At 68.7% G+C, this 25,398-nt stretch carries 22 protein-coding genes and 1 pseudogene; 13 read left to right on the top strand and 10 right to left on the bottom strand.

Going from position 1 to position 25,398, the window contains the following annotated elements; genetic code table 11:
• Positions 1–100: 100 nt before the first annotated feature.
• On the top strand, positions 101–523 hold the full coding sequence (locus tag ABZW96_RS25915; protein ID WP_355078220.1) for a MarR family transcriptional regulator: 423 nt from the start codon (positions 101–103) through the stop codon (positions 521–523).
• Positions 524–1,613: 1,090 nt separating this feature from the next.
• Positions 1,614–2,825, top strand: coding sequence for a dephospho-CoA kinase (gene coaE, locus ABZW96_RS25910; RefSeq protein WP_355078219.1), 1,212 nt, complete (start codon positions 1,614–1,616; stop codon positions 2,823–2,825).
• A gap of 58 nt (positions 2,826–2,883) precedes the next feature.
• On the opposite strand, the gene ABZW96_RS25905 is transcribed toward coaE, so the two are convergent.
• Positions 2,884–3,408 (bottom strand): DUF402 domain-containing protein, encoded by a 525-nt coding sequence (locus ABZW96_RS25905; protein WP_355078218.1) that lies wholly within the window; start codon positions 3,406–3,408, stop codon positions 2,884–2,886.
• A gap of 57 nt (positions 3,409–3,465) precedes the next feature.
• Positions 3,466–4,116, bottom strand: a complete 651-nt coding sequence (locus ABZW96_RS25900) for a hypothetical protein (RefSeq protein WP_355078217.1) — start codon at positions 4,114–4,116, stop codon at positions 3,466–3,468.
• A 500-nt stretch (positions 4,117–4,616) separates the two neighbouring features.
• On the opposite strand from ABZW96_RS25900, the gene uvrB reads away from it, so the two are divergent.
• Positions 4,617–6,806 carry an excinuclease ABC subunit UvrB gene (gene uvrB / locus ABZW96_RS25895; RefSeq protein ID WP_355078216.1) on the top strand — a complete coding sequence of 730 codons (2,190 nt, stop codon included), beginning with the start codon at positions 4,617–4,619 and terminating at the stop codon, positions 6,804–6,806.
• Between the two features lie 65 nt (positions 6,807–6,871).
• On the opposite strand, the gene ABZW96_RS25890 is transcribed toward uvrB, so the two are convergent.
• Positions 6,872–7,342 (bottom strand): VOC family protein, encoded by a 471-nt coding sequence (locus tag ABZW96_RS25890; RefSeq protein WP_355078215.1) that lies wholly within the window; start codon positions 7,340–7,342, stop codon positions 6,872–6,874.
• A 52-nt stretch (positions 7,343–7,394) separates the two neighbouring features.
• Here ABZW96_RS25890 and ABZW96_RS25885 point away from each other — a divergent pair, with 52 nt between their 5' ends.
• The 3 genes from ABZW96_RS25885 to ABZW96_RS25875 all read left to right on the top strand — a co-directional run bounded on the left by ABZW96_RS25885 (position 7,395) and on the right by ABZW96_RS25875 (position 9,678).
• Positions 7,395–8,297, top strand: coding sequence for a helix-turn-helix domain-containing protein (locus ABZW96_RS25885; protein ID WP_355078214.1), 903 nt, complete (start codon positions 7,395–7,397; stop codon positions 8,295–8,297).
• A 28-nt stretch (positions 8,298–8,325) separates the two neighbouring features.
• Positions 8,326–8,739, top strand: a complete 414-nt coding sequence (locus tag ABZW96_RS25880) for a DoxX family membrane protein (RefSeq protein WP_355078213.1) — start codon at positions 8,326–8,328, stop codon at positions 8,737–8,739.
• 486 nt (positions 8,740–9,225) lie between these two features.
• On the top strand, positions 9,226–9,678 hold the full coding sequence (locus tag ABZW96_RS25875) for a universal stress protein (RefSeq protein ID WP_355078212.1): 453 nt from the start codon (positions 9,226–9,228) through the stop codon (positions 9,676–9,678).
• 82 nt (positions 9,679–9,760) lie between these two features.
• On the opposite strand, the gene ABZW96_RS25870 is transcribed toward ABZW96_RS25875, so the two are convergent.
• The 3 genes and pseudogenes from ABZW96_RS25870 to ABZW96_RS25860 all read right to left on the bottom strand — a co-directional run bounded on the left by ABZW96_RS25870 (position 9,761) and on the right by ABZW96_RS25860 (position 13,874).
• The gene (locus tag ABZW96_RS25870) at positions 9,761–11,971 is read right to left on the bottom strand and encodes an ATP-binding domain-containing protein (protein WP_355078342.1); all 2,211 of its coding nucleotides are present in this window, start codon (positions 11,969–11,971) and stop codon (positions 9,761–9,763) included.
• Positions 11,972–12,229: 258 nt separating this feature from the next.
• Positions 12,230–12,514: pseudogene (locus ABZW96_RS25865) on the bottom strand (antibiotic biosynthesis monooxygenase); the annotation flags it as partial.
• Positions 12,515–12,524: 10 nt separating this feature from the next.
• Positions 12,525–13,874, bottom strand: coding sequence for a diguanylate cyclase (locus tag ABZW96_RS25860; protein ID WP_355078211.1), 1,350 nt, complete (start codon positions 13,872–13,874; stop codon positions 12,525–12,527).
• A gap of 279 nt (positions 13,875–14,153) precedes the next feature.
• Here ABZW96_RS25860 and ABZW96_RS25855 point away from each other — a divergent pair, with 279 nt between their 5' ends.
• Entirely contained in the window at positions 14,154–15,296 is a 1,143-nt protein-coding gene (locus ABZW96_RS25855) for a beta-ketoacyl synthase N-terminal-like domain-containing protein (RefSeq protein ID WP_355078341.1), read from the top strand.
• 163 nt (positions 15,297–15,459) lie between these two features.
• Entirely contained in the window at positions 15,460–16,242 is a 783-nt protein-coding gene (locus ABZW96_RS25850) for a sigma 54 modulation/S30EA ribosomal C-terminal domain-containing protein (protein ID WP_355078210.1), read from the top strand.
• A 3-nt stretch (positions 16,243–16,245) separates the two neighbouring features.
• Here ABZW96_RS25850 and ABZW96_RS25845 read toward each other — a convergent pair whose 3' ends face one another.
• Complete coding sequence (locus tag ABZW96_RS25845) at positions 16,246–17,802, bottom strand: GAF domain-containing protein (RefSeq protein WP_355078209.1); 1,557 nt, start codon at positions 17,800–17,802, stop codon at positions 16,246–16,248.
• 507 nt (positions 17,803–18,309) lie between these two features.
• Here ABZW96_RS25845 and uvrA point away from each other — a divergent pair.
• Positions 18,310–21,261, top strand: a complete 2,952-nt coding sequence (gene uvrA, locus ABZW96_RS25840) for an excinuclease ABC subunit UvrA (protein WP_355078208.1) — start codon at positions 18,310–18,312, stop codon at positions 21,259–21,261.
• A 52-nt stretch (positions 21,262–21,313) separates the two neighbouring features.
• On the opposite strand, the gene ABZW96_RS25835 is transcribed toward uvrA, so the two are convergent.
• The 3 genes from ABZW96_RS25835 to ABZW96_RS25825 form a co-directional block, all read right to left on the bottom strand.
• The gene (locus tag ABZW96_RS25835; protein WP_355078207.1) at positions 21,314–22,024 is read right to left on the bottom strand and encodes an alpha/beta hydrolase; all 711 of its coding nucleotides are present in this window, start codon (positions 22,022–22,024) and stop codon (positions 21,314–21,316) included.
• Positions 22,025–22,234: 210 nt separating this feature from the next.
• Positions 22,235–22,576, bottom strand: coding sequence for a DUF1844 domain-containing protein (locus ABZW96_RS25830; RefSeq protein ID WP_355078206.1), 342 nt, complete (start codon positions 22,574–22,576; stop codon positions 22,235–22,237).
• A gap of 4 nt (positions 22,577–22,580) precedes the next feature.
• On the bottom strand, positions 22,581–22,709 hold the full coding sequence (locus ABZW96_RS25825; protein WP_355078205.1) for a hypothetical protein: 129 nt from the start codon (positions 22,707–22,709) through the stop codon (positions 22,581–22,583).
• Between the two features lie 351 nt (positions 22,710–23,060).
• On the opposite strand from ABZW96_RS25825, the gene infC reads away from it, so the two are divergent.
• The 4 genes from infC (at position 23,061) to ABZW96_RS25805 (ending at position 25,287) form a co-directional block, all read left to right on the top strand.
• Complete coding sequence (infC, locus tag ABZW96_RS25820; RefSeq protein ID WP_355078340.1) at positions 23,061–23,711, top strand: translation initiation factor IF-3; 651 nt, start codon at positions 23,061–23,063, stop codon at positions 23,709–23,711.
• Positions 23,712–23,769: 58 nt separating this feature from the next.
• Entirely contained in the window at positions 23,770–23,964 is a 195-nt protein-coding gene (gene rpmI / locus ABZW96_RS25815) for a 50S ribosomal protein L35 (RefSeq protein ID WP_355078204.1), read from the top strand.
• Between the two features lie 110 nt (positions 23,965–24,074).
• Complete coding sequence (gene rplT / locus ABZW96_RS25810; protein WP_039797323.1) at positions 24,075–24,455, top strand: 50S ribosomal protein L20; 381 nt, start codon at positions 24,075–24,077, stop codon at positions 24,453–24,455.
• Between the two features lie 40 nt (positions 24,456–24,495).
• The gene (locus ABZW96_RS25805; protein WP_355078203.1) at positions 24,496–25,287 is read left to right on the top strand and encodes an RNA methyltransferase; all 792 of its coding nucleotides are present in this window, start codon (positions 24,496–24,498) and stop codon (positions 25,285–25,287) included.
• The last annotated feature ends 111 nt before the right edge of the window (positions 25,288–25,398 follow it).

The following is a 25,398-nucleotide window of genomic DNA, read 5'->3' as shown; positions in this document are numbered from 1 at the left end:
GGTTCCTTCATTGGTGGTGTACCACTATTACCGAGCTATGGTGACATCCGATTTAATGGTGGTCAACCACTAATTAGTGTGCCGTGGGTAGGCTGTGCCGGTGAGCGAACCGCAAGAGGTGCCGAGCATGGCGGAGTTGGTCGACGTGCTGCAGCGCGCGGTCGGGCTGGTGCGTGCGCATTTCGCCGCTGCCACAGCGCGTTTGGGCGTGACCCCGGCGCAGGCGAAGGCGCTGGGGCGACTGGCTACGCCCATGACGCCGAAGGATCTCTCCCGTCAGTTGGGTGCCGACCTGTCGAATACCGCGACCATGGTGGACCGCTTGGAGGCGCTGGGCTTGGTGCGCAAGGAGGTGCACCCCACCGATCGCCGCGCGCGCCTGCTGACTCTCACCGAGCGGGGAGAGGACCTCCGGAGAACTCTCGATCGAGAGGTGTTCGACAACGTGCCCGCACTGGCCGTGCTCGACGAACCGGAGCGCAGGCAACTGTACGGGCTGCTGCGCCGCGTGACGTCGGGCTGAGCGCCGCGAGAGACCCGGTAGCCCGGCTCGCTGCGGATGGTTTGCCAGGAGACGCACCACATCGAGAATCCGAAAGGCGTCGGCCGCTGGTGAAAGGCGATATCCCGCTGGCGATAATGCCGGGAATTCGGTCGTCGGCGCTTATGGGACCGTTCGGTGGGTCGAGTTGCGCGAGAAGCCGTGGAAACGGCGGCGGTTTCGGAGATGTTTTTCTCTCGTTCCGGTGACGGTCACGAATCGAAACCGAGTGCATGCCGTGTCGTCGCACGGCTTCGTCACCGAATCGGAGGAGAACTTTCGTAATTATTTACGATGTCACCCGGGCATCCGGGCCGCTCGGAGTTCGCGCTCGGGGAAGCACGGCTTATTCGGGGACGGTCGGCGCGGAGTTCCGCCGGAAGCGAGTTCACTGTCGCGGCCCGCCACCGATCTTGCATCTGTACTTACATTCTGTCCGGCCGATGTCGCGCACCGGGAACCGCGCTCACCGTTGGCACGCAAAACAGTGGCCCAGCCTTGGCGAGAGGCTGGGCCACTTCGAGCTCGGGTTCAGCTTGCGGTAGCAGGTACCCACCGGACCGCGGGTGCGGCCGGACGGTTCCGCATGGCAGCGAAACTGTGCCGCGCGGGACTGATGAACGCGGTGAACCAAGAGCGACGGTGCTCGGCGAGCGCCGCCGCGACAGCGGGGATCTGAATGCAGTGCACTCGCCCCGCCATGCCCAGGCGGTGGCGACCCGCCCGGTTGATTCTGGTGCCCAATGGTGTTCCTTTGCTTCGCTGGTGTCGGCCTGGATCGCCACGGCGAAGATTAGCGGAACGAAACTGATCGGCAGAGTATTTTGCCCGAGTAATTGCCTCGGCGTGTCGGAAAGTCGTCGCGGCCGAACCGTAAACATCCGGAATTGTTGCGAATCGGTCTCGGCGCTGTCACGGATCGGCCAAATGGCTTCCCGGGCGGTGGAATACGCGACCGCATCGGGTAATCGGCCGGATCGCCCGTCGACGGGCCGGGCCTACGAGGCGGACCGTCGCCGACGCGTTCGGGGCAGCACAGGCCCCTGCCAGGCCCGGATGCGAGACTGGTCGAATGTTACGAATCGGCCTCACCGGAGGCATGGGAGCGGGGAAGTCGACGGTGGCTCGCGCACTGGCCGACCTCGGCGCGGTGGTCATCGATTCCGACCTCATCGCCAGGGAGGTGGTCGAGCCGGGCACCGAGGGACTCGCCGCGCTGGTGGAGGCGTTCGGCGCAGGCATCCTCGCCGCGGACGGCAGTCTCGACCGGCCCGCCCTGGCCGCCGCGGCCTTCGGTGACGACGCGGCGCGCGCGAGACTGAATTCGATCGTGCACCCGCTCGTCGGAAAACGTACCGCGGAATTGATCGCGGCCGCACCCGCGGACGCCGTTGTGGTGCAGGATATTCCGCTTCTGGTGGAAAACGGCCTGGCGCCGTTGATGAATCTCGTGCTCATCGTCGACGTCGACGCGGAAACGCGAATTCGCCGTTTGGTGGAATTCCGTGGTGTCGCCGAATCCGATGCGCGTGCGCGTATTTCGGCGCAGGCCACCGACGAGCAGCGTCGAGCCGTTGCCGATGTATTGCTGGACAACAGTGGCGCGCCGGGTGAGGTCGAGGCGGAGGTACGCGCGCTGTGGGCGGAGCGCCTGGTGCCCTTCGAGCGCAACCTGCGCGCCGGGACGCCCGCGCGACGCGGTGACATCCGGCTGGTGCCCGCCGATCCGGCCTGGCCCGCGCAGGCGCAGCGGCTGATCGCAAGGCTGTGGGTGGCCTGCGGCAGCGCCGCCTCCCGGATCGACCACGTCGGTTCCACGTCCGTGCCGGGCCTGCCCGCCAAGGACGTCATCGATCTGCAGATCACGGTCGCCGACCTGGCCGCCGCCGACGGCCTGCGCGATGCCATCGCCGCCGCGGGATTCCCGGCGCGGCCGGAGAGTACCCAGGACAATCCCAAGCCGACGCCGCAGGACCCGGCGGGCGTGGACACCACGCTGTGGAGCAAGCGCTTCCACCAGAGCGCCGACCCCGGCCGGCTGGCCAACGTGCACGTGCGCGTCGAGGGTTCGCCGGGGCAGCAGTACGCGCTGCTGCTGCGGGATTGGCTGCGTGCCGACGCCGGGGCTCGCGCGGAGTATCTCGCCGTCAAGCGTGAGGGTGAAGCCAAGGCGGCAGGGCTGACGGGAGCGGAGGCCACCGCCGCCTACCTCGACGTCAAAGAGCCCTGGTTCGACGCCGCGTATCCGCGGGCGCTCGCTTGGCGGGAGTCGTCGGCGCCTTAGCCGCTCCGGCCCCGTCCGTCCGCCGCGCCGATCGGGTCGGGTGTGCGCAGGTCCGGGACTACAGCCAGGTCAAGGTGATGTCCATGGTCTCCAGCCAGCCCTCGAAGGTGTGACCGTTCGCGGCGATGCCGTCGATGGCGGCGGTGGCGTGCTGCACCGCCGCCTCGGCGTCGGCGAGGCTGATCAGGCCCGCGGCGTGCGCGGCGATCAGCTCGTCGACGTCGAGCAGCTGCGTCTCGCGTGCGGAGCGCACGACGATGTCGAGGTAGTGATCGACGGACTTCCACTTCTTCGGGGCGACCGGCGTGAATTCACCGATGTCGAGGTAATAGTCCTGGTCGCGCCGATGCGCGGGCAGGTAGTGGAAGATGGTCGCGCGCAGGTGCAGCTTCGGCAGCAACCAGGACTCGATGTAGTGGAACTGCGGGTGATCCGAGGTGCGCGCCATGTACAGGCCCCACGGCTCGACGTGGTACTTCTCGACCGGGCGCACGAAGCCTTTCGGATCCGTGTTCGTCAGGTCCGCGAGGTTGAAGTACTCGACTTTGGGCCGGTGCACGTCGACGATGGGTGCCTGCGTCATGCATCAAGAATCTACCGCCGTTCCCGGCGCGTCGAGCCGGAGGCAGTAATCCGCGGGCTACATCCAGGTGAGGGTGATGCCGTGGGTGGCGAGCCAGCCCTCCACGCGGTGATCGTGCGCGGCCAGCCCGTCCAGCACGGCCGTGGCCCGCTCGAACGCCCGGTGCGCCTGCGCCGTCTCGACCAGTCCCGCGGCATGCGCGGCGAGCAGTTCGTCGACGCCGAGCAGTTCGGCGGTGCCGCCGCGGCGCACGGCGATGGACAAGTACTGGTCCACCGCCTTCCAGCGTTTCTGGCCGACCCGGCTGAACTCGCCGACGTCGAGGCGGTAGACCGGTTCCCGGTGGTGTGCCGGGTTGGTCCGCGCCAGCGTCGCGCGCAACGAGAGTTCCGGCAGCAACCAGGATTCGAGGTAGTGCGAATCCGGTCCACCGACCCGGCGGGCCATGTACAGGCCCCACGGCTCGACGTGGAAGCGGTCGACCTGGCGGACGAAGCCCTTGGCGTCGGTGTTGCTGAGTTCGGCCAGATTGAAGAACTCCACCCGCGGCCGGTGCGGCGCCGGTCTGACGGGAGCGATCGGCCCTGGTGGGGCGGCCATGACGGCGCCGGCGACGGAGGGAACCACCGCGCGGATGTCTCTGGCGACGTACCCGGCGATGCCGGTCACAGCCGGCACGGCGACGAGCAATGGAATCAGACCGCTCATGGCTTTTGTCCTTCACCACGTCCGAACAACCAGATCAGGTTACACCTGGGTCGGGGTGCTCGCGCGGTTCGCGATAAGGTGTTCTTCCACACGAAACCTGTTGCCGCAACGGACATTTCGGACATGTAACCGTTCGCGCCGAGCGCGGGTACGTGGGCTGTGAGGATGCGGTCGAGCGCAGGCCGCACGGCGAACTCCGTGCCGCCGAGGATGATAGGAGCGGGCTCGCACCGCTTCATCGAAAGTCGTTGAAATCGTTCGCTTTCGGTGTACCCACCGCGCGGTGTCGCTGATCCCCTTCTTCTCGATGGCCGACAGGCGGCTCGATCGCGTCCGTGCGTATCGGTGGCACGCGAACTCGGGAACTTTCGGCGAACGACCGGCCGGCGACCGCTTTCGGTGTGATCGGTTTCACAGCGTCGAAGCGCGGGGCATCACCCGGCTCGTGACCGTCCGTTGTCCACGGGAACCTGTCGGTGGGTGGGCCTAGGCTGGTGAGCATGGCATTCGCAACCGAGATTCCGGCGGAGGGCTTCGAGAACAGGGCCGCCGAGCAGCCGCTCGCGCACTCGGAGTTCCGCCCGGTCGGCGAGATCGAGCGCGTCGGCGGCCGGTTCGAGGTGGTCAGCGAGCACCAGCCCGCGGGCGACCAGCCTGCCGCGATCGCCGAACTGGAGCGCAGGATCACCGCGGGGGAACGCGACGTGGTGCTGCTCGGCGCCACCGGTACGGGCAAGTCGGCCACCACGGCCTGGCTGATCGAGCGGTTGCAGCGGCCGACGCTGGTGATGGCGCCGAACAAGACGCTCGCCGCCCAGCTGGCCAACGAACTGCGCGAGATGCTGCCGAACAACGCCGTCGAGTACTTCGTCTCCTACTACGACTACTACCAACCCGAGGCGTACATCGCGCAGACCGACACCTACATCGAGAAGGACAGCTCGATCAACGACGACGTCGAGCGGCTGCGCCATTCGGCGACCTCGAGCCTGCTGTCCCGGCGCGATGTGGTGGTGGTCGCCTCGGTGTCGTGCATCTACGGCCTCGGCACGCCCCAGTCGTATCTCGACCGGTCGGTGCAGCTGCAGGTCGGCACCGAGATCGATCGGGACGCGCTGCTGCGGCTGCTGGTCGACGTGCAGTACACCCGCAACGACATGGCGTTCACCCGCGGCTCGTTCCGGGTGCGCGGCGACACCGTGGAGATCATCCCGTCCTACGAGGAACTCGCCGTTCGCATCGAGTTCTTCGGCGACGAGATCGAGGCGCTGTACTACCTGCACCCGCTCACCGGCGACGTCGTCCGTCAGGTCGACATGCTGCGGATCTTCCCCGCCACCCACTACGTGGCGGGCCCGGAGCGGATGGAGCGCGCGGTGCACGACATCGAGGCCGAGCTGGAGGACCGGCTCGCCGAGCTGGAACGTCAGGGCAAGCTGCTCGAGGCGCAACGGCTGCGCATGCGCACTCAATACGACCTGGAGATGATCCGGCAGGTCGGCTTCTGCTCCGGCATCGAGAACTACTCCCGCCACATCGACGGCCGCCCGGCCGGTTCGGCGCCCGCGACGCTGCTGGATTACTTCCCGGAGGACTTCCTGCTCGTCATCGATGAGTCGCACAACACCGTCCCGCAGATCGGCGGTATGTACGAGGGCGACATGTCCCGCAAGCGCAACCTGGTGGAGTACGGCTTCCGGTTGCCGTCCGCGGTGGACAACCGGCCGCTGACCTGGGAGGAATTCGCCGATCGGATCGGGCAGACGGTGTATCTGTCGGCGACTCCCGGTCCGTACGAACTCGGGCAGACCGGTGGCGAGGTGGTCGAACAGGTCATCCGGCCGACCGGGCTGGTCGATCCGCAGGTCGTGGTGAAGCCGACGAAGGGGCAGATCGACGATCTGATCCACGAGATCAGGCAGCGCACCGAGCGTGACGAACGGGTCCTGGTCACCACGCTCACGAAGAAGATGGCCGAGGACCTCACCGACTACCTGCTCGGGCTGGGGGTCCGGGTGCGCTATCTGCACTCCGAGATCGACACCTTGCGCCGCGTCGAGCTGCTGCGGCAGCTGCGGCTCGGCGAATACGACGTGCTGGTGGGCATCAACCTGCTGCGCGAGGGCCTCGACCTGCCCGAGGTGTCGCTGGTGGCGATCCTCGACGCGGACAAGGAAGGATTCCTCCGCAGCACGACCGCGCTGATCCAGACGATCGGGCGCGCGGCGCGCAACGTCTCCGGCGAAGTGCACATGTACGCGGACAAGATCACCGACTCGATGCAGTTCGCCATCGATGAGACCGAACGCCGCCGCGCGAAACAGATCGCCTACAACGAGGAAATGGGCATCGATCCGAAGCCGCTGCGCAAGAAGATCGCCGACATCCTCGATCAGGTGTACCGCGAGGCCGACGAGACCGAGGTGGAGGTCGGCGGCTCCGGACGCAACGCCAGCCGGGGCAGACGCGCGCAAGGCGAGCCGGGGCGGGCGGTGAGCGCGGGTGTGTACGAGGGCCGCGACGTCAAGTCGATGCCGCGCGCCGAACTGGCCGATCTCGTGAAGGAACTCACCGCACAGATGATGAACGCGGCTCGGGAGTTGCAGTTCGAACTCGCCGGGCGGTTACGCGACGAGATCGCGGATCTGAAGAAGGAATTGCGCGGCATGGACGCCGCCGGGTTGAGTTGATCCGGGGCGCAGCGGCGCTGCCTCCGCGGTCCGTTCCCGGAACGACCGCGGAGGCAGCCGAGCCGTCAGGCCTGGGTGGCCATCCATTCGTTCACCCGGCGCTCGGCCTCTTCGCGCGAGACGTCCTCGACCTTGGTGAGCACCACCCAGCGGTGCCCGAAGGGATCGATCACCACGCCGAACCGGTCGCCGGTCACGAAGGTCTGCGGCTCCTCGACCTTGCGGGCGCCGTGTTCGACGGCGCGCCGCACTACGGCGTCGACATCGGGGCAGTAGTGCACGATCGAGGTGTGCACCCACTCGCCGTTCGGCGCCAGCACGCCGTTGTCCGGGATGGGCAGCCCCATCTGCAGGGTCGAGTCGCCGATCTTCAGTTCGGCGTGCGCGGGCTGCCCGTCGGGCATGTCGTTGCGAGTGACGACCTCGGCCTCGAAGACGGCGGTGTAGAAATCGATCGCTTTGTTGCCGTCGCCGACCGCGAGGAAACAGGTGATCGAGTGGTAGCCATCGGCAATGGGATTCACTGTGTTCGTCATGACCACTACTTTCGCCGGTCCGGGCCCCCGGGTCTTGTAAGAAAGCGACACCGTGCCGCGTAGCGCCGAATCATCCGCCGCCGAGCCGCCGCAGCCCCGCAATCCCTTCGCGCCCGAGGACACGAAGGGCATTCTGCATCCGGACGAGCAGGCGAAGCATCGCTCTCTGGTTCGCTTGCCGCCGGGTCCCGCGGTCGACCGCTACATCGAGTGGTACTGGGCGGTGAGCTGGGATCTGCGGGGCAGGCCGCCGTACCGGGCGGAGGTCCTGTCCTATCCGAGCGTGAACGTCACCTTCGAGCGATCCGAAACGCGCACCGGCGGATTCGTCAACGGCGTGACCACCACGAAATTCATCCGCGAACTCAGCGGGCTCGGGGAGACGTTCGGCATCCGCTTCCGTGCGGGCGGATTCGGCGCGTTCACCGGCCTGGATGTCGGCTCGTTCCGCGATCGCGCCGTGCCACTCGCCGACGTGCTGCCCGACGCCGCGAACTTGACCGAACGCGTGCTGGACGCGCCGACTGTCGAGCGGCGTCGCCACATCGTCGAGGAATACCTCGCCGACCACCCCGCGGTCGAGGACCCGACCTATCGGTCGGTGCTGCGCATCATCGACGCCATGGCCACCGACCAGGAGCTCACCAGGGTCGATCAGATCGCCGAGCGGTTCGATGTGCCCGCCCGCACGCTGCAGCGCATGTTCCGCCGCTACGTCGGCGCGGGGCCGAAATGGGTGCTGCGGCGCTATCGATTGCAGGACGGCGCCGATCTGCTCGCGAAAGGCCGTACCGAGGATCTCGCCGCGTTGGCCGCGGAACTGGGCTATTTCGACCAGGCCCATTTCTCGCGTGAGTTCACCGCGGAAGTGGGTATGGCACCCCTGGAATACGCCAAGAATTCCCTACGTCTCCGGAACGAGGTCACCGCCAAGGTCATCCCGGCGAGGGCTTAGTTGCCGGACAGCCGACGAGGAGCTGGACATGGATGTCGTGGTGTTGATCGGACGAGTGTTGTTCGCGCTGCTGTTCCTGGCCTCCGCCCTCGGGCATTTCACTCAGACCGAGGCGATGGCGGGGTACGCGCGGAGTAAGGGCGTCCCGATGGCGAAGGCCGCAGTGTTCGGCTCGGGGGCGCTGTTCCTGCTGGGCGGCCTCAGCGTGCTGTTGGGCATCTGGGCCGACCTCGGTTCGCTGCTGTTGGTAGTCGCGCTGCTGCCGACGGCGGCCGTGATGCACCGGTTCTGGCAGGAGTCCGATCCGCAGACCAGACAGGGCGAGATGATCCATTTCAACAAGGACGTCGCCCTGGCGGGCGCCGCCCTGATGCTGTTCGCGTTCTTCGCGCACGTCGACGAACTCGGATTGACCATCACCGGTCCGCTTTTCGACCTCTAGTCCGCGCTCCGCGCGCTAATATTGCGCGTCCTTTTCACCGCAGGAAGAAGAAGCCATGGACATCATCGGAGCGATTCTCGGCATATTCTGGGCAAACTATCGGCAGTGGCCGTAGCCGCACGGTAGTCCGGGCCCGATCGGTCCGTTCCCGGCACGTGATCAACGTGCGGGGCGGACCGATCTTCGTGTGACGGACCTGGCTCTGTGATGAATATCCCAGGCCCGCAACGGCGTTGAAGGCCGTTGTGGCACATCACAAGTTTAGTTCTCCGAAATTGCGTCTGCCCTGGTTGGTCCGGCCCTTCCGGTATTCCCTGGCGAATACGCGGCGGGAATGGCCGGACGGCCCCGGTGTGATGTCTTGCGATTTCTGAAATTTCCGCACCGATTGCCGCTATGGTCGACCCCAGTCGCCGCGCCGGCGCGCCGTCGAACCAGAGGCGAACCCGTGCGCAGCACCCGACACACCGCATAGTTGGAGGAGAAATGACCGCCTACCGGACCATTGTCGTCGGTACCGATGGCTCGGACTCGTCGTATGTCGCCGTCGAGAAGGCAGGGGCGCTGGCCGGTGTGTCCGGCGCGACCCTGGTCGTGGCCTGCGCGTACTACCCGACCGACGACCGCGATGTCGCCGCCGCGGCCGACGTGCTCAAGGAGGAGGCTTACCAGGTACGCGGTTCCGCGCCGACCAATGAGATCCTGCGCGTCGCCAGGGACAAGGCGATCGCGGCGGGTGCGGCCGACATCGTCGAGCGCGCCATCGTCGGCGAGCCGGTGGAATCGCTGCTGGCGCTGGTCAAGGAGGTCGACGCCGATCTGCTGGTCGTCGGTAACCGGGGCCTGAACACCCTGGCCGGACGGCTGCTCGGCTCGGTGCCCTCCGATGTGGCGCGCAAATCGCGCTCCGACGTCCTGATCGTGCACACCGTGCGCTGAGTCCCGCCTCGGCCGAAAGGCTCCGTGCCCACCGCGAACAGTGTTGTGGCACGGAGCCTTTCGTCTTCCGGTGCGTCGGTGATCAGCGCAGCCGGTCGAGCACGGCGGGCAGGTCCGCGCTGTGCACCACGCCGAGCCGCTGGGTGGCGCGGGTCAGCGCGACGTACAGATCGTTGAGGCCACGCGGCGATTCGTCGAGGATGTCCCGCGGTTCCACCAGATAGACCGCGTCGAACTCCAAACCCTTCACCTCGTGCACGGTCAGCACGCGCACCGATTCGCCCGCGAGGTCGGCCAGCGGTGCCACCAGCGCCTGCGGCGCGATCACCGCCGTGGTCCCCGGCCCCGTCTCGGTGGCGACCAGCCGGGCGACCTCCGCGTGCACGTCGCCGGGCTCGACCCGGTACGCGCGCGGCGCGACGCCGGTCTCGCGGACCGAGCGCGGCGCGGTCGCCGTCGGATCGATGGCGGCGAGGACGTCGGCGGCTACGTCCATGATCTCCGCGGGGGTGCGGTAGTTGACGGTGAGTTCGGTCAGCTTCCACCGGGCCGCGACGTAGGGCTCCAGCATCCGCTGCCACGACGACGTGCCCGCCGGGTCGCCGGTCTGCGCGACGTCGCCGACCACCGTCACCCACCGGTTCGGGATGCGCCGCATCACCATGCGCCAGGCCATCTCCGACAGCTCCTGCGCCTCGTCCACGATCACGTGGCCGTAGGTCCAGGTGCGGTCGCCCGCAGCGCGCTCCGCGGTCGTCTGCCGGGTGCGGAAGTCCTGACGTTCGGCCAGCTGGCCGGCATCGATCAGGTCGTAGGCCATCAGAATCTCGGGATCGAGGTCGTCCTCCAGATCCTGGGGCGCGGAGCCGGTGAGGATGTCGAGGGCGTCCTGCGCCTCGGCGAGCTGGGCGCGCCAGCGGCGGCGGGCGCGTTCGCGTTCCTCGGTGTCGTCCACGCCGAGCAGTTCGGCCAGCTCGTCCAGCAGCGGTGCGTCCGCCGGACTGAACCGCCCGTCGTCCGGCCGGAGCAGTTCGGCGCGGTCGGCCGGGTCCAGCGAGCTGGCGGCCCGGTCCAGTCGCTTCGGGTCGGCGAGCAGGTCGGCCAGGACATCCTGCGGGGACAGGATCGGCCACAGTTTCGCGATCGCCGCCTGGATCTGCGGGTCGGCGCGCATCTCGTCGCGGATCTCGGTGAGATCGGCCGAGCTGAGCAGACTGGGCCCACCGGAGAGGTCGGCGCCCATGGTCGCGGCGAGCTGATCGGTCAGCGCATCGACCACCGAGGCGGCGAAGATCGGCCGCGCCAGGTTGTGCGGGCGGCGCGAGGAACGGGCGCGGCCACGGGCCTTCGTGGCGATCTTGCGATCCAGCGTGACCGGATAGCCGTCGAAGCCCAACCGGATCGGTTCGGCGGGCACCTCCTGACGGTCGCGCACGGCCTGCTTGAGCACCTCGAGTATCGTCAGCGACCCCTTGATCTCGCCCGCGCGCAACGAGTCCTCGCGCGCGGCCCGGACGCCGGGGTACAGATCGCCGATGGTGGACAGCAGCACGCCGGTTTCGCCGAGCGACGGCAGCACCTGCCCGATGTAGTCCAGGAAGGTGGCGTTCGGCCCGATGATCAGCACGCCGCTCTTGGCCAGCTGCTGCCGGTAGGTGTAGAGCAGATACGCCGCCCGGTGCAGCGCGACCGCCGTCTTGCCGGTGCCGGGCCCGCCCTGCACCACGAGCACGCTCTTGTGCTCGGAGCGGATGATCGCGTCCTGCTCGTGCTGGATCGTCTCGACGATGTCGTTCATGTGGCCGGTGCGCGCGGCGTTGAGCGCGGACAGCAGCGCGCTCTCGCTGCCGACACCGCCGTCCGCGGCCGTGACGCCGGCCCGGCGCGCGGCCGTCAGATCGAGGTACTCGTCGTTGATCGCGGTGACCTTGCGGTTGCGCGAGCGGATGTGCCTGCGCCGGGTCACCCCGTCCGGCGCCGCGGTGGTGGCCAGGTAGAACGGCCGCGCCAGCGGGGCGCGCCAGTCCAGCAGCAGGCTCTCGTAGTCGTCCTTCTCGTCGAGAATGCCGAGCCTGCCGATGTAGCGGTACTCCTCCTGTTCACCGTCGAGGTCGATGCGGCCGAAACACAGGCCGTGTTCGGCGGCGTCGTATTTCGCCAGGTCCTCGGTGTAGAGCTGACTGAAGGACTCCCGTTCGCTGCGGGCCTGCGGCGTGCCGCCGGTCTCCAGCAGCACGGTGCGCAGGCGATTGCGCGCGTAGTCGCGCATCTCGTCGAGCCGCTCGTACAGCACCGACAGGTAGGCCTGCTCCTGATCGGTTTCGCGGGTCCGCTCGGGCGCGCCGCCGCCTGCGGCACGGTCCTGAGTGAGGTCGGGCAAACTGAACTCCTTGTCACCGCGAACAGGCGCGAGCACGCCGCCGGGATCGGGCAGGTGCACGCACGGAAAACAGAGTTGTCGAGTCTACTGGGGTTGCGGCGGGCTCGCCGTAACCGCAGGTGAGGCCCCCGGCGCCGGGGCGGGGGCGAGGTCGGCGGGCGGTGTGAGCTGCACCGGCGTGAAGTGCTCGACCACCGGGAACGGGTCGTAGAAGTGGTGTAGCAGGTCCTTCCAGCGCTGATATTCCGGCGAGCCGCGGAATCCGACGACGTGATCGTCGAGCCGGTCCCATTCCACCCGGAGCAGGTAGCTGCCCGGCGACTCGACACCGCGCGACAGCGACAGCGTCCGGAAGCCGGGCATGCTCGCGATGATCGGCCGTGCCGCGGCGAAGGCGGCTTCGAAATCGGCGGCGAGTTCGGGGCGAACCGGCAGAAGTGCGTGTTCGATGATCATGGCGAGCTCGTCAGGACGCGTGGGTGCTGTTGGGTCTGCGGCCTTTGGTGACGGTGCCTTCCCGCCGTCCAGGCGGCTTCGCGCGGTACATCGCCAAGTCCGCGTCGTGCAGCACCGCCTCCGGGCTGCGCCGGTCGCCCACCCCCAGTTCGGTGACGCCGATCGAGGCGTTCACCTCGATCCGGTGCCCGCGCGCGATGATCGGCTCGGCCATGGTGGAGCGCAGCCTGCTCACCAGCGCGTCGATGTCGACGCGGCGGGTGCGGCCGGACAGCAGGACCAGGAATTCGTCGCCGCCGAGCCTGCCGACGATGTCGTCGCCGCGCAGTGCGCGCTGCAGGCGCTGGGCGACGATCTGCAGCACGGTGTCGCCGATGGCGTGCCCGAGCGTGTCGTTGATCGCCTTGAACCCGTCCAGATCGATGAACAGCACGGTGGACACCGGCAGCAGTTCCTCGGTGCTGGCCAGCGCGGCGGCCAGCTGGGACAGGATCAGCGAGCGATTGGCCAGCCCGGTCAGCGAGTCGTGCGTGGCCTGATACTCCAATTGCCTTCTGCTGGCGCGGAATTCGGTGATGTCGGCGAAGGAGGACACCGCCGACGAGCGCGGATCGCCTGGATTGAGCAGGCGGCTGCTGCCCGACAGCCAGCGCCGCTGGCCGTCCACCCGGTCGACGCCGAAGACATAGCCGGTGATCGTCTCGCCCGTGGCCAGCGTGCGCGCCACCGGATGGCGGCTCGGCGGCAGCGGCTGGGCGTTCGCGTCCAGCAGCACCAGCGGCAACGACTGGATGGTGCGCCCGATGACCATGCCGTCGGGCCCCTCGGTACCGAAGATGCGCTTGGCCGCCGGGTTCATCGACTCGATCCGGCCCTCCGGATCGATCACCACGACGCCCTCCTCCAACTGGGACACGACCGTGGTGAAGTAGTGCTCGGCCCTGCGCTGCGCGGCCTCGGCATGGCGCTGGGCGGTGAGGTCGTGGATGACCACCTGATAGGCGAGGTGATCGTGCCACGCGGTCAGCACGGACACCGTCTCCACGGGCACGGTGCCGCCGTCCACCCGCATCAAGGTCATCTCGGTGGGAATCGAGGCCGCGCCCGCGGTGGTGAGTGTGCTGATGCGGTCGAGCATCGAGGGGACGGAGGCGGGGTGGACGAAGTCGGTCAGCGGGCGGCCGATGATCTCCTCGGCGTCCTCCGCGGCGAGCAACCGGACGGTGGCCGGGTTGACGTAGACGACCCGGCCACGCTCGTGCACACAGATCCCGTCCGGGGTGTGCTCGACCAGGGAGCGGTAGCGTGCAGCCAGCTGTTCGGCGGCGTCGACCGCCGCGGCCAGCTTGTCGTCACCCACTCGAACCCCCGATCATCGACCCCATTATGGCCATTGGAACACGGGATTATTCTGGTATCGACGTGGACAAGATCACATCCTCCACGCTATTGCTTCGATCACAGTACTGGCACGTTCTCGGGCCGGATCCGGCGATCATGGCAGAAACCGGTTTCTGCGTCGAGGCGGGGCAGACGGTTGGGCCCGCCCTGGGAGCCGGTGAAGGAGCGATACATGCCGGGTGCCGACCCGAACGCCGCTACGCGGTTCCGCACCGATCCGCGGGGGCCTCGAGACAACATGACCATCGCCGGGATCGGCGCGATCACCGGGTACGGATGGGGACGTGAACAGCTGTGGGACGGCTTGCTCAGCGGCAAGTCGGCGGCGGCTCTGCAACCGGGCTACGGGCCCGGCCGCGACGACGACGCGTGGGTCGCGCTCGTCCCCGACGGCGGCGACCCCGAGGTGAGCACGAGCCGGTACGGGCGGGCTGTGCACGAGGCGGCGCGGGAGGCCGTCGCCGACGCACGCGACCGGGGCTGGCGGCCAGGCCGCACCGTCGGCCTGTTGCACGCCATCGTGCTCGGCGACGTGGTGAACTGGCGCGACTTCTACCTCGTCGACGGCGGCCGCCGCCGGTCGAGGGACTACCTGCGGCTGTTGCCGTCCACGCCGGTCTCGATGCTGATGCAGGAATTCGGCTTCCACGGCCCGGCGATGAACATCTCCGCCGCGTGCAGTTCCGCCAACGTCGCGCTCATCACCGCGAAGCTCTGGCTGGACGCGGGCATGGCCGACGACGTGATCTTCGTGGCGACCGACCTGTCCGCAACCCCGGACATGCTGGACAGTTTCGTGCGGCTCGGCGCCGCGGTCGCCGACGCCGAACCGCTGGACGCCTGCCGTCCCTTCCAGGAGGGCAGTCGCGGGTTCAGCATGGGCGAGGCCTCGGTGGCGTTCGTGCTGACCCGTTCGGTGGATCGGCCCTATGCGGCGGTGCTCGGTGGCGCCATGTCCAACGACGCCTATCACGTGGTCTCGGTCGACCCGACACACGAGCAGATCCTCGACTGCGCTCGCGGCGCGCTCGCCGCCGCGCACGTCACCGCCGCCGACGTGCGCTATTTCAACGCGCACGGCACCGGGACCCGGCAGTGTGACGTGGCCGAGCACCATCTGCTCGCGGACGTGTTCGCCGACCGCCCGCACATCTACGCGGTGAAGCCGCTTGCGGGCCACTGCCAGGGCGCCGCGGCCGCCGTCGAGGTCGCGGCCGCCGCGCTCGGCTACGACCGGGGCATCGTGCCCGCGGCCCCGATCGTCGCGCCCGCGCATCCACGGCTGCTGGACGGCCCCACACCGTTCGAGGGCGGCATCACCGTGAAGCTCTCCCTCGGTATGGGCGGCAACAACTCCGTCGTGGTGCTCGGCGCCGCGTGATCGTGGCCGCCACGCGAGGCGCGACGCGGGCACTCGCCCCGGGCCGAGCCTGAATTCCGCCTGCGCCAGTCTTTTTCGCTCGATGGGGGACTTTCGGCCCTGTTCGCGGCATCCCCCGCGGTGCTGGCATGGGGTGGGACGAATCGATCCGGAAGGCGGGGCAATGCAGATGGTCTCATCGGGGCTGCGATTCGCGTCGGACCAGTGGACGACGGCCGCGGGGCCGGAAGTGGCGGTGAACACGCGTGGAGAGGTCTCGGCCATGGACGTGACGCGGGCGGTGCGCGCCATCACCCGGGTTCTGCGCAGGCATCATCTCGACGGGCCCGCCCGGGTGCGTCTCGGCGCGCCGCCCGATCCGGAGGCGCCGACGGTGGTCCAAGTCGACGTCCACCACCGGGATGTGGTCACCCGGGTGCAGGTCACCGGGCCGCGCGGGTTCGCGGTGACCTTCGCCGCCGAGCGGCTCGACCGCCGACTGGCCCGCTCGGCCGCGGGTGAGACGCGGACCTGGCCCGATCCGGCCCGCCCTCCGCTGGCCCGCGCGGGTGCACCGCGTCCGATCGTGCGCCGCAAGCGGTGCGTCCTGTCCGTCTGCACGCCCGCCGAGGCGGTCGCGGTGCTGGACGCCATGGACTACGACGCCCACCTGTTCATCGACGCCGAGACCGGTGCGGACGCGGTGGTGTACTGGGCGGAGGCGGGCGTGCGACTCGTCCGCCAGTGGGCGACGTATCCGCCGATCCGGTCGACGGAGCCGGTGCGCGGCACCCCGCCGATCCTGGCCGACGCGGCTCCCGCCGCCTGCCTGGACCCGGCCGAGGCCGCGAACATCCTGTGCCACAAGGGATTGCCGTTCCTGTTCTGTACCGATCCGGGTAGCGGGCGTGGCGGGTTGCTGTACCGGCGCCACGACGGCGACCTGGCGATCGTGCTGCCCGCCTGACTCTCAGGCCAGCGGCGCGGACCAGTGCACCCTGGTGCCGCCGCTGTCGGTCCGCTGCACCGTGCAGTGACCGTCGGACATGCTCGCACGCTGCGCGAGGTTGGCCAGACCGCTCGGTGTCACCTGCGCGGGCATCCCCGCGCCGTTGTCCTCGACGAGCACGGTCAGTTCGTCGCCCACGGTGATCTCGACGGCGAGCCGGTTCCCGCCGGAATGGCGCACCGCGTTGCTGACCGATTCGCGCACCACGGCTTCCGCGTGGTCGGCGAGCTCGTCGCCGACCACCGACAGCGGCCCGGAGAACCGCACACTGGTCCGGAACGCGCCGTCGGCGGTCTGCTGGCGGATGGCGTCCTCGAGCCGACGGCGCAGTGGGTCGCCGCCGTGCAGGTCGAAGATCGACGTGCGGATCTCCTGCACGACCTCCTGCAGACCGTCCATCTCCACCGAAAGCCGTTGCCGCACCACGGGATCCTCGGTGCGGGCCGCGGTGGCCCGCAACCCGAGCCCGACCGCGAACAGTCGCTGGACCACATGGTCGTGCAGGTCGCGTGCGATGCGGTCGCGGTCGGCGAGCACGTCGAGTTCGCGCATTCTGCGCTGGGTCTGGGCCAGTTGCATGGCCAGCGCCGCCTGATCGGTGAACGCGGCGGTCAGGTCCACCAGTTCGCCGGGGTACGGGGGACACCCGCGTGGCCGCACCACGATCAGCACACCGAGCGCGAGGTCCGCGGTCTGCAGTGGCAGCACCAGCGCGGGCCCCGCCGCGCCGACCTCGGCCCCGAGATCGACCGATTCGGCGTCGGCTAACCGCACCGGCGCGCGACGAGTGAACGCCGTGCCGGTGGCGGTATCCGCGATACGCACCCGCTCCGGGCCCCCTCCGGGGCCGAACCATTGCGCCACAACGAGTTCGGTGGCTTCATCGGGCGGCGTCCCCGGCGCCACCACGGCCAGCAGCGCCTGCTGCGAACCGGTCAGCGCGCGGGCGCGCGCCACCACCTGCGCGAGCACGAGATCCGGCGCCGTGCCCGCGAGGAACTCGGTCGCGATGTCGCGCGTCGCCTCGATCCACGCCTGCCTGGTCCGCGCGGATTCGTACAGCTTCGCGTTCTCGATGGCGATACCCGACGCGGCGGCCATGGCGAGCACGATGGCCTCGTCGTCCTCGGTGAACGACTGTCCCCCGGCCTTTTCGGTGAGGTAGAGATTGCCGAAGATCTCCTCGCCGACCCGCACCGGGACGCCGAGGAAACTGCCCATCGGCGGATGGCCGGGCGGAAAGCCCACAGCGGCCGGATGTTCCGACAGATCGTCCAGCCGGATCGGGTGCGGGTGCGCCGGCAGCAAGCCCAGTACGCCGTGTCCCTCGGGGGAGCGGCCGATGTGGGCGGCCGTCGCGTCGTCGACGCCGTGGAAGATGAACTCGACCAGCCGGTCGTCGTGGCCGCGGATGCCGAGCGCGCCGTAGCGGGCCGCGACCGAGCGGGTGGCGGTTCGCAGCAGGGCGCGCAGGGTGTCGAGCACCGTTGACGGGAGATGCTGGGTCAGGATCGTCATGGATGAGTGGGGGAGGCCGGTGGGGGGCGCACAGCGGGCTCAGTTTAGTCGGGGACCGGTGCGCGCGGGGCGCAGTTGTGCGGAGTGGTGACCGGTCTCGCCGGAGACATCCGCGCCGCGCTTCTGTGGGTGTCTGTGGGTGCTCGCACCGTGCTGGCCAGTTCGTTCGCCGCGCGTGCTCGAGGTTTTCCATCCCACCACCGCGGAGCGATCTCGCGCACCGCGCATCCGTTGGGGGCGTCGCCGGCCGCCCTGCGTCGGGCTGCCTGCCGTAACTGTGTCGACCAGGGGAATGCCGAATGACGTCGCGCTGTTGACCAGTGGTGCCGGGAGGGCGATGCTACGGAGGCGTCCTGGCCCGTTTCCCGGCTCATCCGCAACGTCCGGCCACAGAGGTCCCGTCATTCGCCCAGGTGACGGCCGGTCCGCGAAACTTGTCGGTGCCCATGCCTAGCATGGCGGCCGGGGGTATGTCTGGACGCCGAACACGAAGGAGAAGGGACGGCCGTGGCGGAACGCCTCACTGTGCGCGGAGCTCGGGAGCACAACCTCAAGGGTGTCGATCTCGACCTGCCCCGCGACAGCCTCATCGTGTTCACCGGTCTGTCCGGCTCCGGCAAGTCGAGCCTGGCCTTCGACACGATCTTCGCGGAGGGGCAGCGGCGCTACGTCGAGTCGCTGTCGGCGTACGCGCGGCAGTTCCTCGGTCAGATGGACAAGCCCGATGTCGACTTCATCGAAGGCCTCTCGCCCGCGGTGTCCATCGACCAGAAGTCGACCAACCGCAACCCGCGCTCGACCGTGGGCACCATCACCGAGGTCTACGACTATCTGCGGCTGCTCTACGCGCGAGCAGGCACGCCGCACTGCCCCGTCTGCGGCGAGCTGATCGCAAAGCAGACGCCGCAACAGATCGTCGACCAGGTGCTGGCCATGGAGGAGGGCATCCGATTCCAGGTGCTAGCGCCGGTGGTGCGCACCCGCAAGGGCGAGTTCGTCGACCTGTTCGATCAGCTCAACACCCAGGGCTACTCCCGCGTGCGGGTGGACGGCGTGGTGTATCCGCTCACCGATCCGCCGAAGCTGAAGAAGCAGGAGAAGCACGACGTCGAGGTCGTCGTCGACCGCCTGGCGGTGAAGCCGAGTTCCAAGCAGCGCCTGACGGATTCCATCGAGACCGCGCTGCGCCTGGCCGACGGCATCGTGGTGCTCGACTTCGTCGATCGCGACGAGCACGCGCACGACCGGGAGCGCCGCTTCTCCGAGCGCCTCGCCTGCCCGAACGGCCACCCGCTCGACATCGAGGACCTGGAGCCCCGCTCTTTCTCGTTCAACTCGCCCTACGGCGCCTGCCCGGACTGCACCGGCCTCGGCATCCGCAAGGAGGTCGACCCGGAACTGGTGGTGCCCGACCCGGCGCTGAGCCTGAACGACGGCGCCATCGCGCCGTGGTCGCGCGGCCAGACCGCCGAGTACTTCACCCGGCTGCTCTCGGGCCTCGCCGATTCCATCGGCTTCTCCATGGACACCCCGTGGCAGGATCTGCCGCCCAAGGCGCGCAAGGCCGTGCTGGAGGGCAGCGCCGACCAGGTGCACGTCTCCTACACCAACCGCTACGGCCGCAAGCGCTCGTACTACGCGGACTTCGAGGGCGTGATGCCGTTCCTGCAGCGGCGCATGGAGAACACCGAGTCCGAGCAGATGAAAGAGCACTACGACGGGTACATGCGCGACATCCCGTGCCCGGTGTGCAACGGCGCCAGGCTGCGCCCGGAGATCCTCGCCGTCACCATCGCCGCGAACGGCGACAAGAAGTCCATCGCCGACGTCAGCGATCTGTCCATCGGCGAGTGCTCGGCGTTCCTGAACTCGCTCACCCTGGGCGAGCGCGAGGCGGCGATCGCGGGGCAGGTGCTCAAGGAGGTGCAGGCGCGGCTGGGCTTCCTGCTCGATGTCGGCCTGGAGTACCTCACGCTGTCCCGCGCGGCGGCCACCCTCTCCGGCGGCGAGGCGCAGCGGATCCGGCTCGCCACCCAGATCGGCTCCGGCTTGGTCGGTGTGCTGTACGTGCTCGACGAGCCGTCCATCGGCCTGCACCAGCGGGACAACCGCAGGCTCATCGAAACCCTCACGCGGCTGCGCAATCTGGGCAACACGTTGATCGTGGTCGAGCACGACGAGGACACCATCCGCGCGTCGGACTGGGTGGTCGACATCGGCCCGTTCGCCGGCGAGCACGGCGGCACGGTGGTGCACAGCGGGCCCTACGAAGAGTTGCTCACCGATCCGAACTCGCTCACCGGGGCATATCTGTCGGGCCGGGAACGCATCGACGTGCCGCTGGTGCGCCGCCCGGTCACCAAGAAGCGGCAGCTCACCGTGGTCGGGGCGAGCGAGCACAACCTGAAGGGCATCGACGTCGCCTTCCCGCTCGGTGTGCTCACCTCGGTGACGGGCGTCTCCGGGTCGGGCAAGTCGACCTTGGTGAACGACATCCTGGCCACAGTGCTGGCGAACCGGCTCAACGGCGCCCGGCAGGTGCCGGGCAGGCACACCCGGGTCAACGGGCTCGACCACCTGGACAAGCTGGTGCAGGTGGACCAGTCGCCGATCGGCCGGACGCCACGGTCCAACCCGGCCACCTACACCGGCGTCTTCGACAAGATCCGCACGCTGTTCGCGGCCACCACCGAGGCGAAGGTGCGCGGATACCAGCCGGGCCGGTTCTCCTTCAACGTCAAGGGCGGTCGCTGCGAGGCCTGCTCCGGCGACGGCACGCTGAAGATCGAGATGAACTTCCTGCCGGACGTCTACGTCCCCTGCGAGGTGTGCCACGGCGCCCGCTACAACCGGGAAACCCTCGAGGTGCACTACAAGGGCAAGACCATCGCCGAGGTGCTGGACATGTCCATCGAGGAAGCCGCTGAGTTCTTCGAACCGGTCACCTCGATCCACCGCTACCTCAAGACCCTGGTGGACGTCGGGCTCGGCTACGTACGTCTCGGCCAGAGCGCTCCCACCCTCTCCGGTGGTGAGGCCCAGCGAGTGAAACTCGCCGCCGAGTTGCAGAAGCGGTCCACCGGCCGCACGGTGTACATCCTCGACGAGCCGACCACGGGCCTGCACTTTGAGGACATCCGCAAGCTGCTGAACGTCATCAACGGCCTGGTGGACAAGGGCAACACGGTGATCGTCATCGAGCACAACCTGGACGTCATCAAGACCTCCGACTGGGTGATCGACATGGGTCCCGAGGGCGGCTCCGGCGGCGGCACCGTGGTGGCGGAGGGCACGCCGGAGGAGGTCGCGGGCGTCGCGGACAGCTACACCGGTCAGTTCCTGAAGGAAGTGCTGGACCAGCCACCCGCGCCGCAGAGCGTCGCGAAGAAGGCTCCGGCGAAGAAGACCGCGGCCAAGGCCACCAAGCGTCCGGCGAAGAAGGCCGCGGCGGTCGGCTGACCTCTCGTCCGAAGCGGGCGCGGTCGGGGACTCGGACCGCGCCCGCTTCGGCTCAGCGGTTGGCGATGGTGTGGATCAGTTCGGCGAGTTCCTTAGGCTTGGACCACATCGGCCAGTGCCCGGTGGGCAGGTCGACGTATTCGGCGTCGATGCGCGCCAGCTCGGCGAAGAGGGCGGCGTCACCGTTGTCGCGCAGCTTCTTGACCACGTCGGCGGTCATGCTGCTGCAGATCACGGTGGTCGGGATCGTCAACCGGGCGGTGGAATCGCTCAGCCGCAGCGGCGCGGCCGCGACGGAAGCGGGCTCCGGCACGGCGCGCTCGCGAAAGCGCGCCAAGACGGCCTCGTCCAGGCCCGCCAAGCTGTTGCCCGCGGACTCCAGCTCCGGCCATTCCGGCAGGACCCATTCTCGCGCGGCGACATCCAGCGCCGAGTTGATGACGAAGCCGTTCGGTAGCGGCGCGCTGTCGACGTAGATCGCCCGGCGGAACAGCTCGGGCGCGCGGTCGATGGCCAGGTAGGCGGGCGCAGCGCCGCCGGAGTGCGCGACGAGCACGACGGTCTCGCCCGCGGGCACCGCGTCGATGACGGCCTGCGCCTGGCATTCCAGGGTGGCCGACAACCGGTCGGGGTCGGCTTCGTCCAGGCCGGGCAGCGTGAGCGCCACCACCTCGTTGCCACGCCGCCGCAGATCGGGTGCCACCTCGTCCCACGCCCATGCACCGAGCCAGAATCCAGGAGCGAGAAGAATCCGAGTAGCCATGGGCTCACTGTGCCCTACCCGTTGGGATATTTCCTAAACATCGTTGTACCCACCGGTATTTCGCTCATAATGCCGCCCTTACTTCGGAATTCTCTTCTCGACCGGGCGGAACGCGGAGGATCGATCGGGGCGGGTGCCTGACCCGCTGCGGCCGGTCGATGGTCGGCGCGGCGCGGTGTCAACTCCCATCGGGCTCGGAACCGAACGAGGTCAGTAGACCGGGCCGGTGTACTTCTCGCCCGGGCCTTTGCCCGGCTCATCGGGATGCGCGGAGGACTCACGGAACGCACGTTGCAGCGACTGCAATCCCTCGCGCATCGGTCCGGCGTGGGGCCCCAGGTACTCCACCGACGCCGTCACGAGTCCGGCCAGCGCGGTGATCACGCGGCGTGCCTCGTCCAGGTCGCGGCGCGGGCTGGTCTCGGGGTCCTCGTCCGCCAGCCCGAGCTTCTCGGCCGCCGAACTCATCAGCATCACGGCGGCGCGGCTGATCACCTCGACCGCGGGGATGTCGGCCAGTTCGCGTACGGAGGCGTCGAGCTCGTCAGTCATGCCTTCAGGCTAGCGACGCCGCCCGGAGCATCCGGAGGTGGCCGATCTCGGTGATGTCGGCGAGGTGGATCCCGGCGAGTGACCAGGTCAGGTCGAACTGCCATCGCAGCAGGTCGCGGGGTGGTGTGGGCACCGGGGAAGCGTGGCATGCCGGACGCGGCCGGGCAATGATTCGCGGCCGATTCGGCGATAGCCGAACGGAATGTTAGACTTTCCGCTGACGACCGCCCCGGGCTGCCCCGGGGCTGATAAGTGGAGCCCGACTCCCACCGTTGCCGACGAGTCATCGTACGGTCCAGCGGTCCGGTCACTCACCCGCGAGGGTGGGTTTCTCGTGCCGGGGTTCTCATGGAGAACCCTGCCGCGCGAGAGTCGACCCGAGTTCGCTCGTGGTCGGTGATCGGTCGACATCGGGCCCCGTGCGCGGAATACCGCACCGGGGCCTTCGTGTTGAACAGGGGTTGCAGTTATTGCGCGCGGTCGTCTGACGACACCGCTTGACCTAGGAGGCCCCATCAGCACTGAGACCCGCATCAACGATCGCATCCGTGTTCCCGAGGTCCGGCTCATCGGACCGGGCGGCGAGCAGGTTGGGATCGTGCGTGTTGAAGATGCACTACGCGTCGCCCTCGAAGCCGACCTCGATCTGGTCGAGGTGGCACCGGATGCCCGTCCGCCGGTCTGCAAGATCATGGACTACGGCAAGTTCAAGTACGAGACGGCGCAGAAGGCGCGCGAGTCTCGGAAGAACCAGCAGCAGACGGTGATCAAGGAGCAGAAGCTCCGCCCGAAGATCGACGACCACGACTACGAGACCAAGAAGCGCAACGTCGTGCGCTTCCTCGAGGCCGGGTCCAAGGTCAAGGTGACGATCATGTTCCGGGGACGCGAGCAGTCCCGCCCCGAACTCGGTTTCCGGCTGCTGCAGCGGCTGGCGTCCGACGTCGCCGATCTCGGTTTCGTGGAAACCTCGGCCAAGCAGGACGGTCGCAACATGACCATGGTCCTCGCCCCCCACAAGGGCGCGAAGACCCGGGTGAAGGCGCAGCAGGAGTCGGCTTCGCGCCCGGCGCCCAGCGCCGCCCCGGCCGGTCAGCCCGCCCCGGAGCAGGCCGAGACGGCCGGCCCGCAGTAACACCGATCAGAACACCGGCGGTCCGCCCCGACCGCCGGGACGACAGATAGAGGAATCCATGCCGAAGATGAAGACGCACAGCGGCGCCTCGAAGCGATTCAAGGTGACCGGCAAAGGCAAGCTGCTGCGCCAGCAGGCGAACCGTCGCCACCTGTTCGAGCACAAGCCCAGCCGCCGGACTCGTCGTCTGGACGGTGTGGAAGTCGTCGCCTCCGCCGACGTCCGTCGCGTGAAGAAGCTGCTCGGTCTCTGATCGCGCCCGCGCGCAGACCGGCACGCACTCGCGACCGGAGTTACCTCCGTCGCCACCCCGACCCATTTCCGGGCGCCGCCCCGCGCCCCCAGATCGAACAGGACTGACCAGTGGCACGCGTCAAAAGGGCCGTCAACGCTCAGAAGAAGCGCCGTTCCATCCTCGAGGCCTCCAAGGGCTACCGCGGCCAGCGCTCGCGGCTGTACCGCAAGGCCAAGGAGCAGCAGCTGCACTCGCTCACCTACGCCTACCGGGACCGCCGGGCGCGCAAGGGTGACTTCCGCAAGCTGTGGATCGCGCGCATCAACGCCGCCGCGCGGATCAACGACATCACCTACAACCGCTTCATCCAGGGCCTGAAGGCCGCCGGTGTGGAGGTGGACCGCAAGATCCTCGCCGAGCTCGCGGTGTCGGACGCCGAGGCGTTCGCCGGCCTCGTCGCGGTCGCCAAGGCCGCCCTGCCGCAGGATGTCAACGCGCCGGCCGCCTGAGTCGCGTTCGTTGACACCCGGACGACTTTCGGAACGACCCGTGGAAGCGCTCAGTGAGCGCAATCCGCGGGTCGTTTCCGCTGTCAAGCTGCAACGCGGAGCGCAGCGCCGCAAAGCGGGCCGATTCCTCGCCGAAGGAGCCAATGCCGTCGCCGCGGCCCTGGAGACCGCGCGCGTCCACGAGCTGTTCTATTCGCAGGCGGCCGCCGAACGCGACCACGCGCTGATCGCGGGGGCGTCCGCGGCGGGCGTCCGCACCACGCTGGTCAGCGACCGCGCGGCGGAGCATCTCGCGGAAACGGTCACGGCGCCGGGCTTGGTAGCGGTCTGCGATCTGCTCGACGTGCCCTTGGCCACGATCCTCGACGCCGGACCCCGGATGCTCGCCGTCCCGGTCGAGATGGCCGAGCCGGGAAACGCCGGCACGGTCATCCGAGTCGCCGATGCGGTCGGCGCCGACGGCGTGGTGCTGGTGGGCGACACGGTCGACCCGCACAACGGCAAATGCGTGCGAGCCAGCGCGGGCAGCATCTTCCATGTGCCGATCGCCCGGCACCGCGATGTCGCCGAGACGCTGGATGCGATCGCCGCGGCGGGCATCACGATCCTCGCTACGGCGGCGAACGGCGAGGTCGACCTCGACGACGCCGACGAATTGTTCACCGAACCGGTGGCCTGGCTGTTCGGCAACGAGGCGCACGGCCTCGACCCGGCCGTCGCGCGCCGCGCCGACCACCGCGTCCGCATTCCCATTCGCGGCCGCGCCGAGAGCCTGAATCTGGCGACGGCCGCCGCGATCTGCCTGTACGCGAACTCGCGCGTGCGGTATTAGATTTCCAGCGCCTGCGGCGCTGGGTGTTCGCGGCCCCCTTGTGGCTCGCGTCGGGAACCGGGCCGAGGTGGCGAAGATCGGCCGCGCGTCGCATACGGTCACCCGGTAGCC

It is taken from the genome of Nocardia sp. NPDC004168, assembly GCF_040610355.1.
Lineage (GTDB): Bacteria > Actinomycetota > Actinomycetes > Mycobacteriales > Mycobacteriaceae > Nocardia > Nocardia sichangensis.
This window is presented reverse-complemented; position numbering and strand designations above follow the sequence as displayed.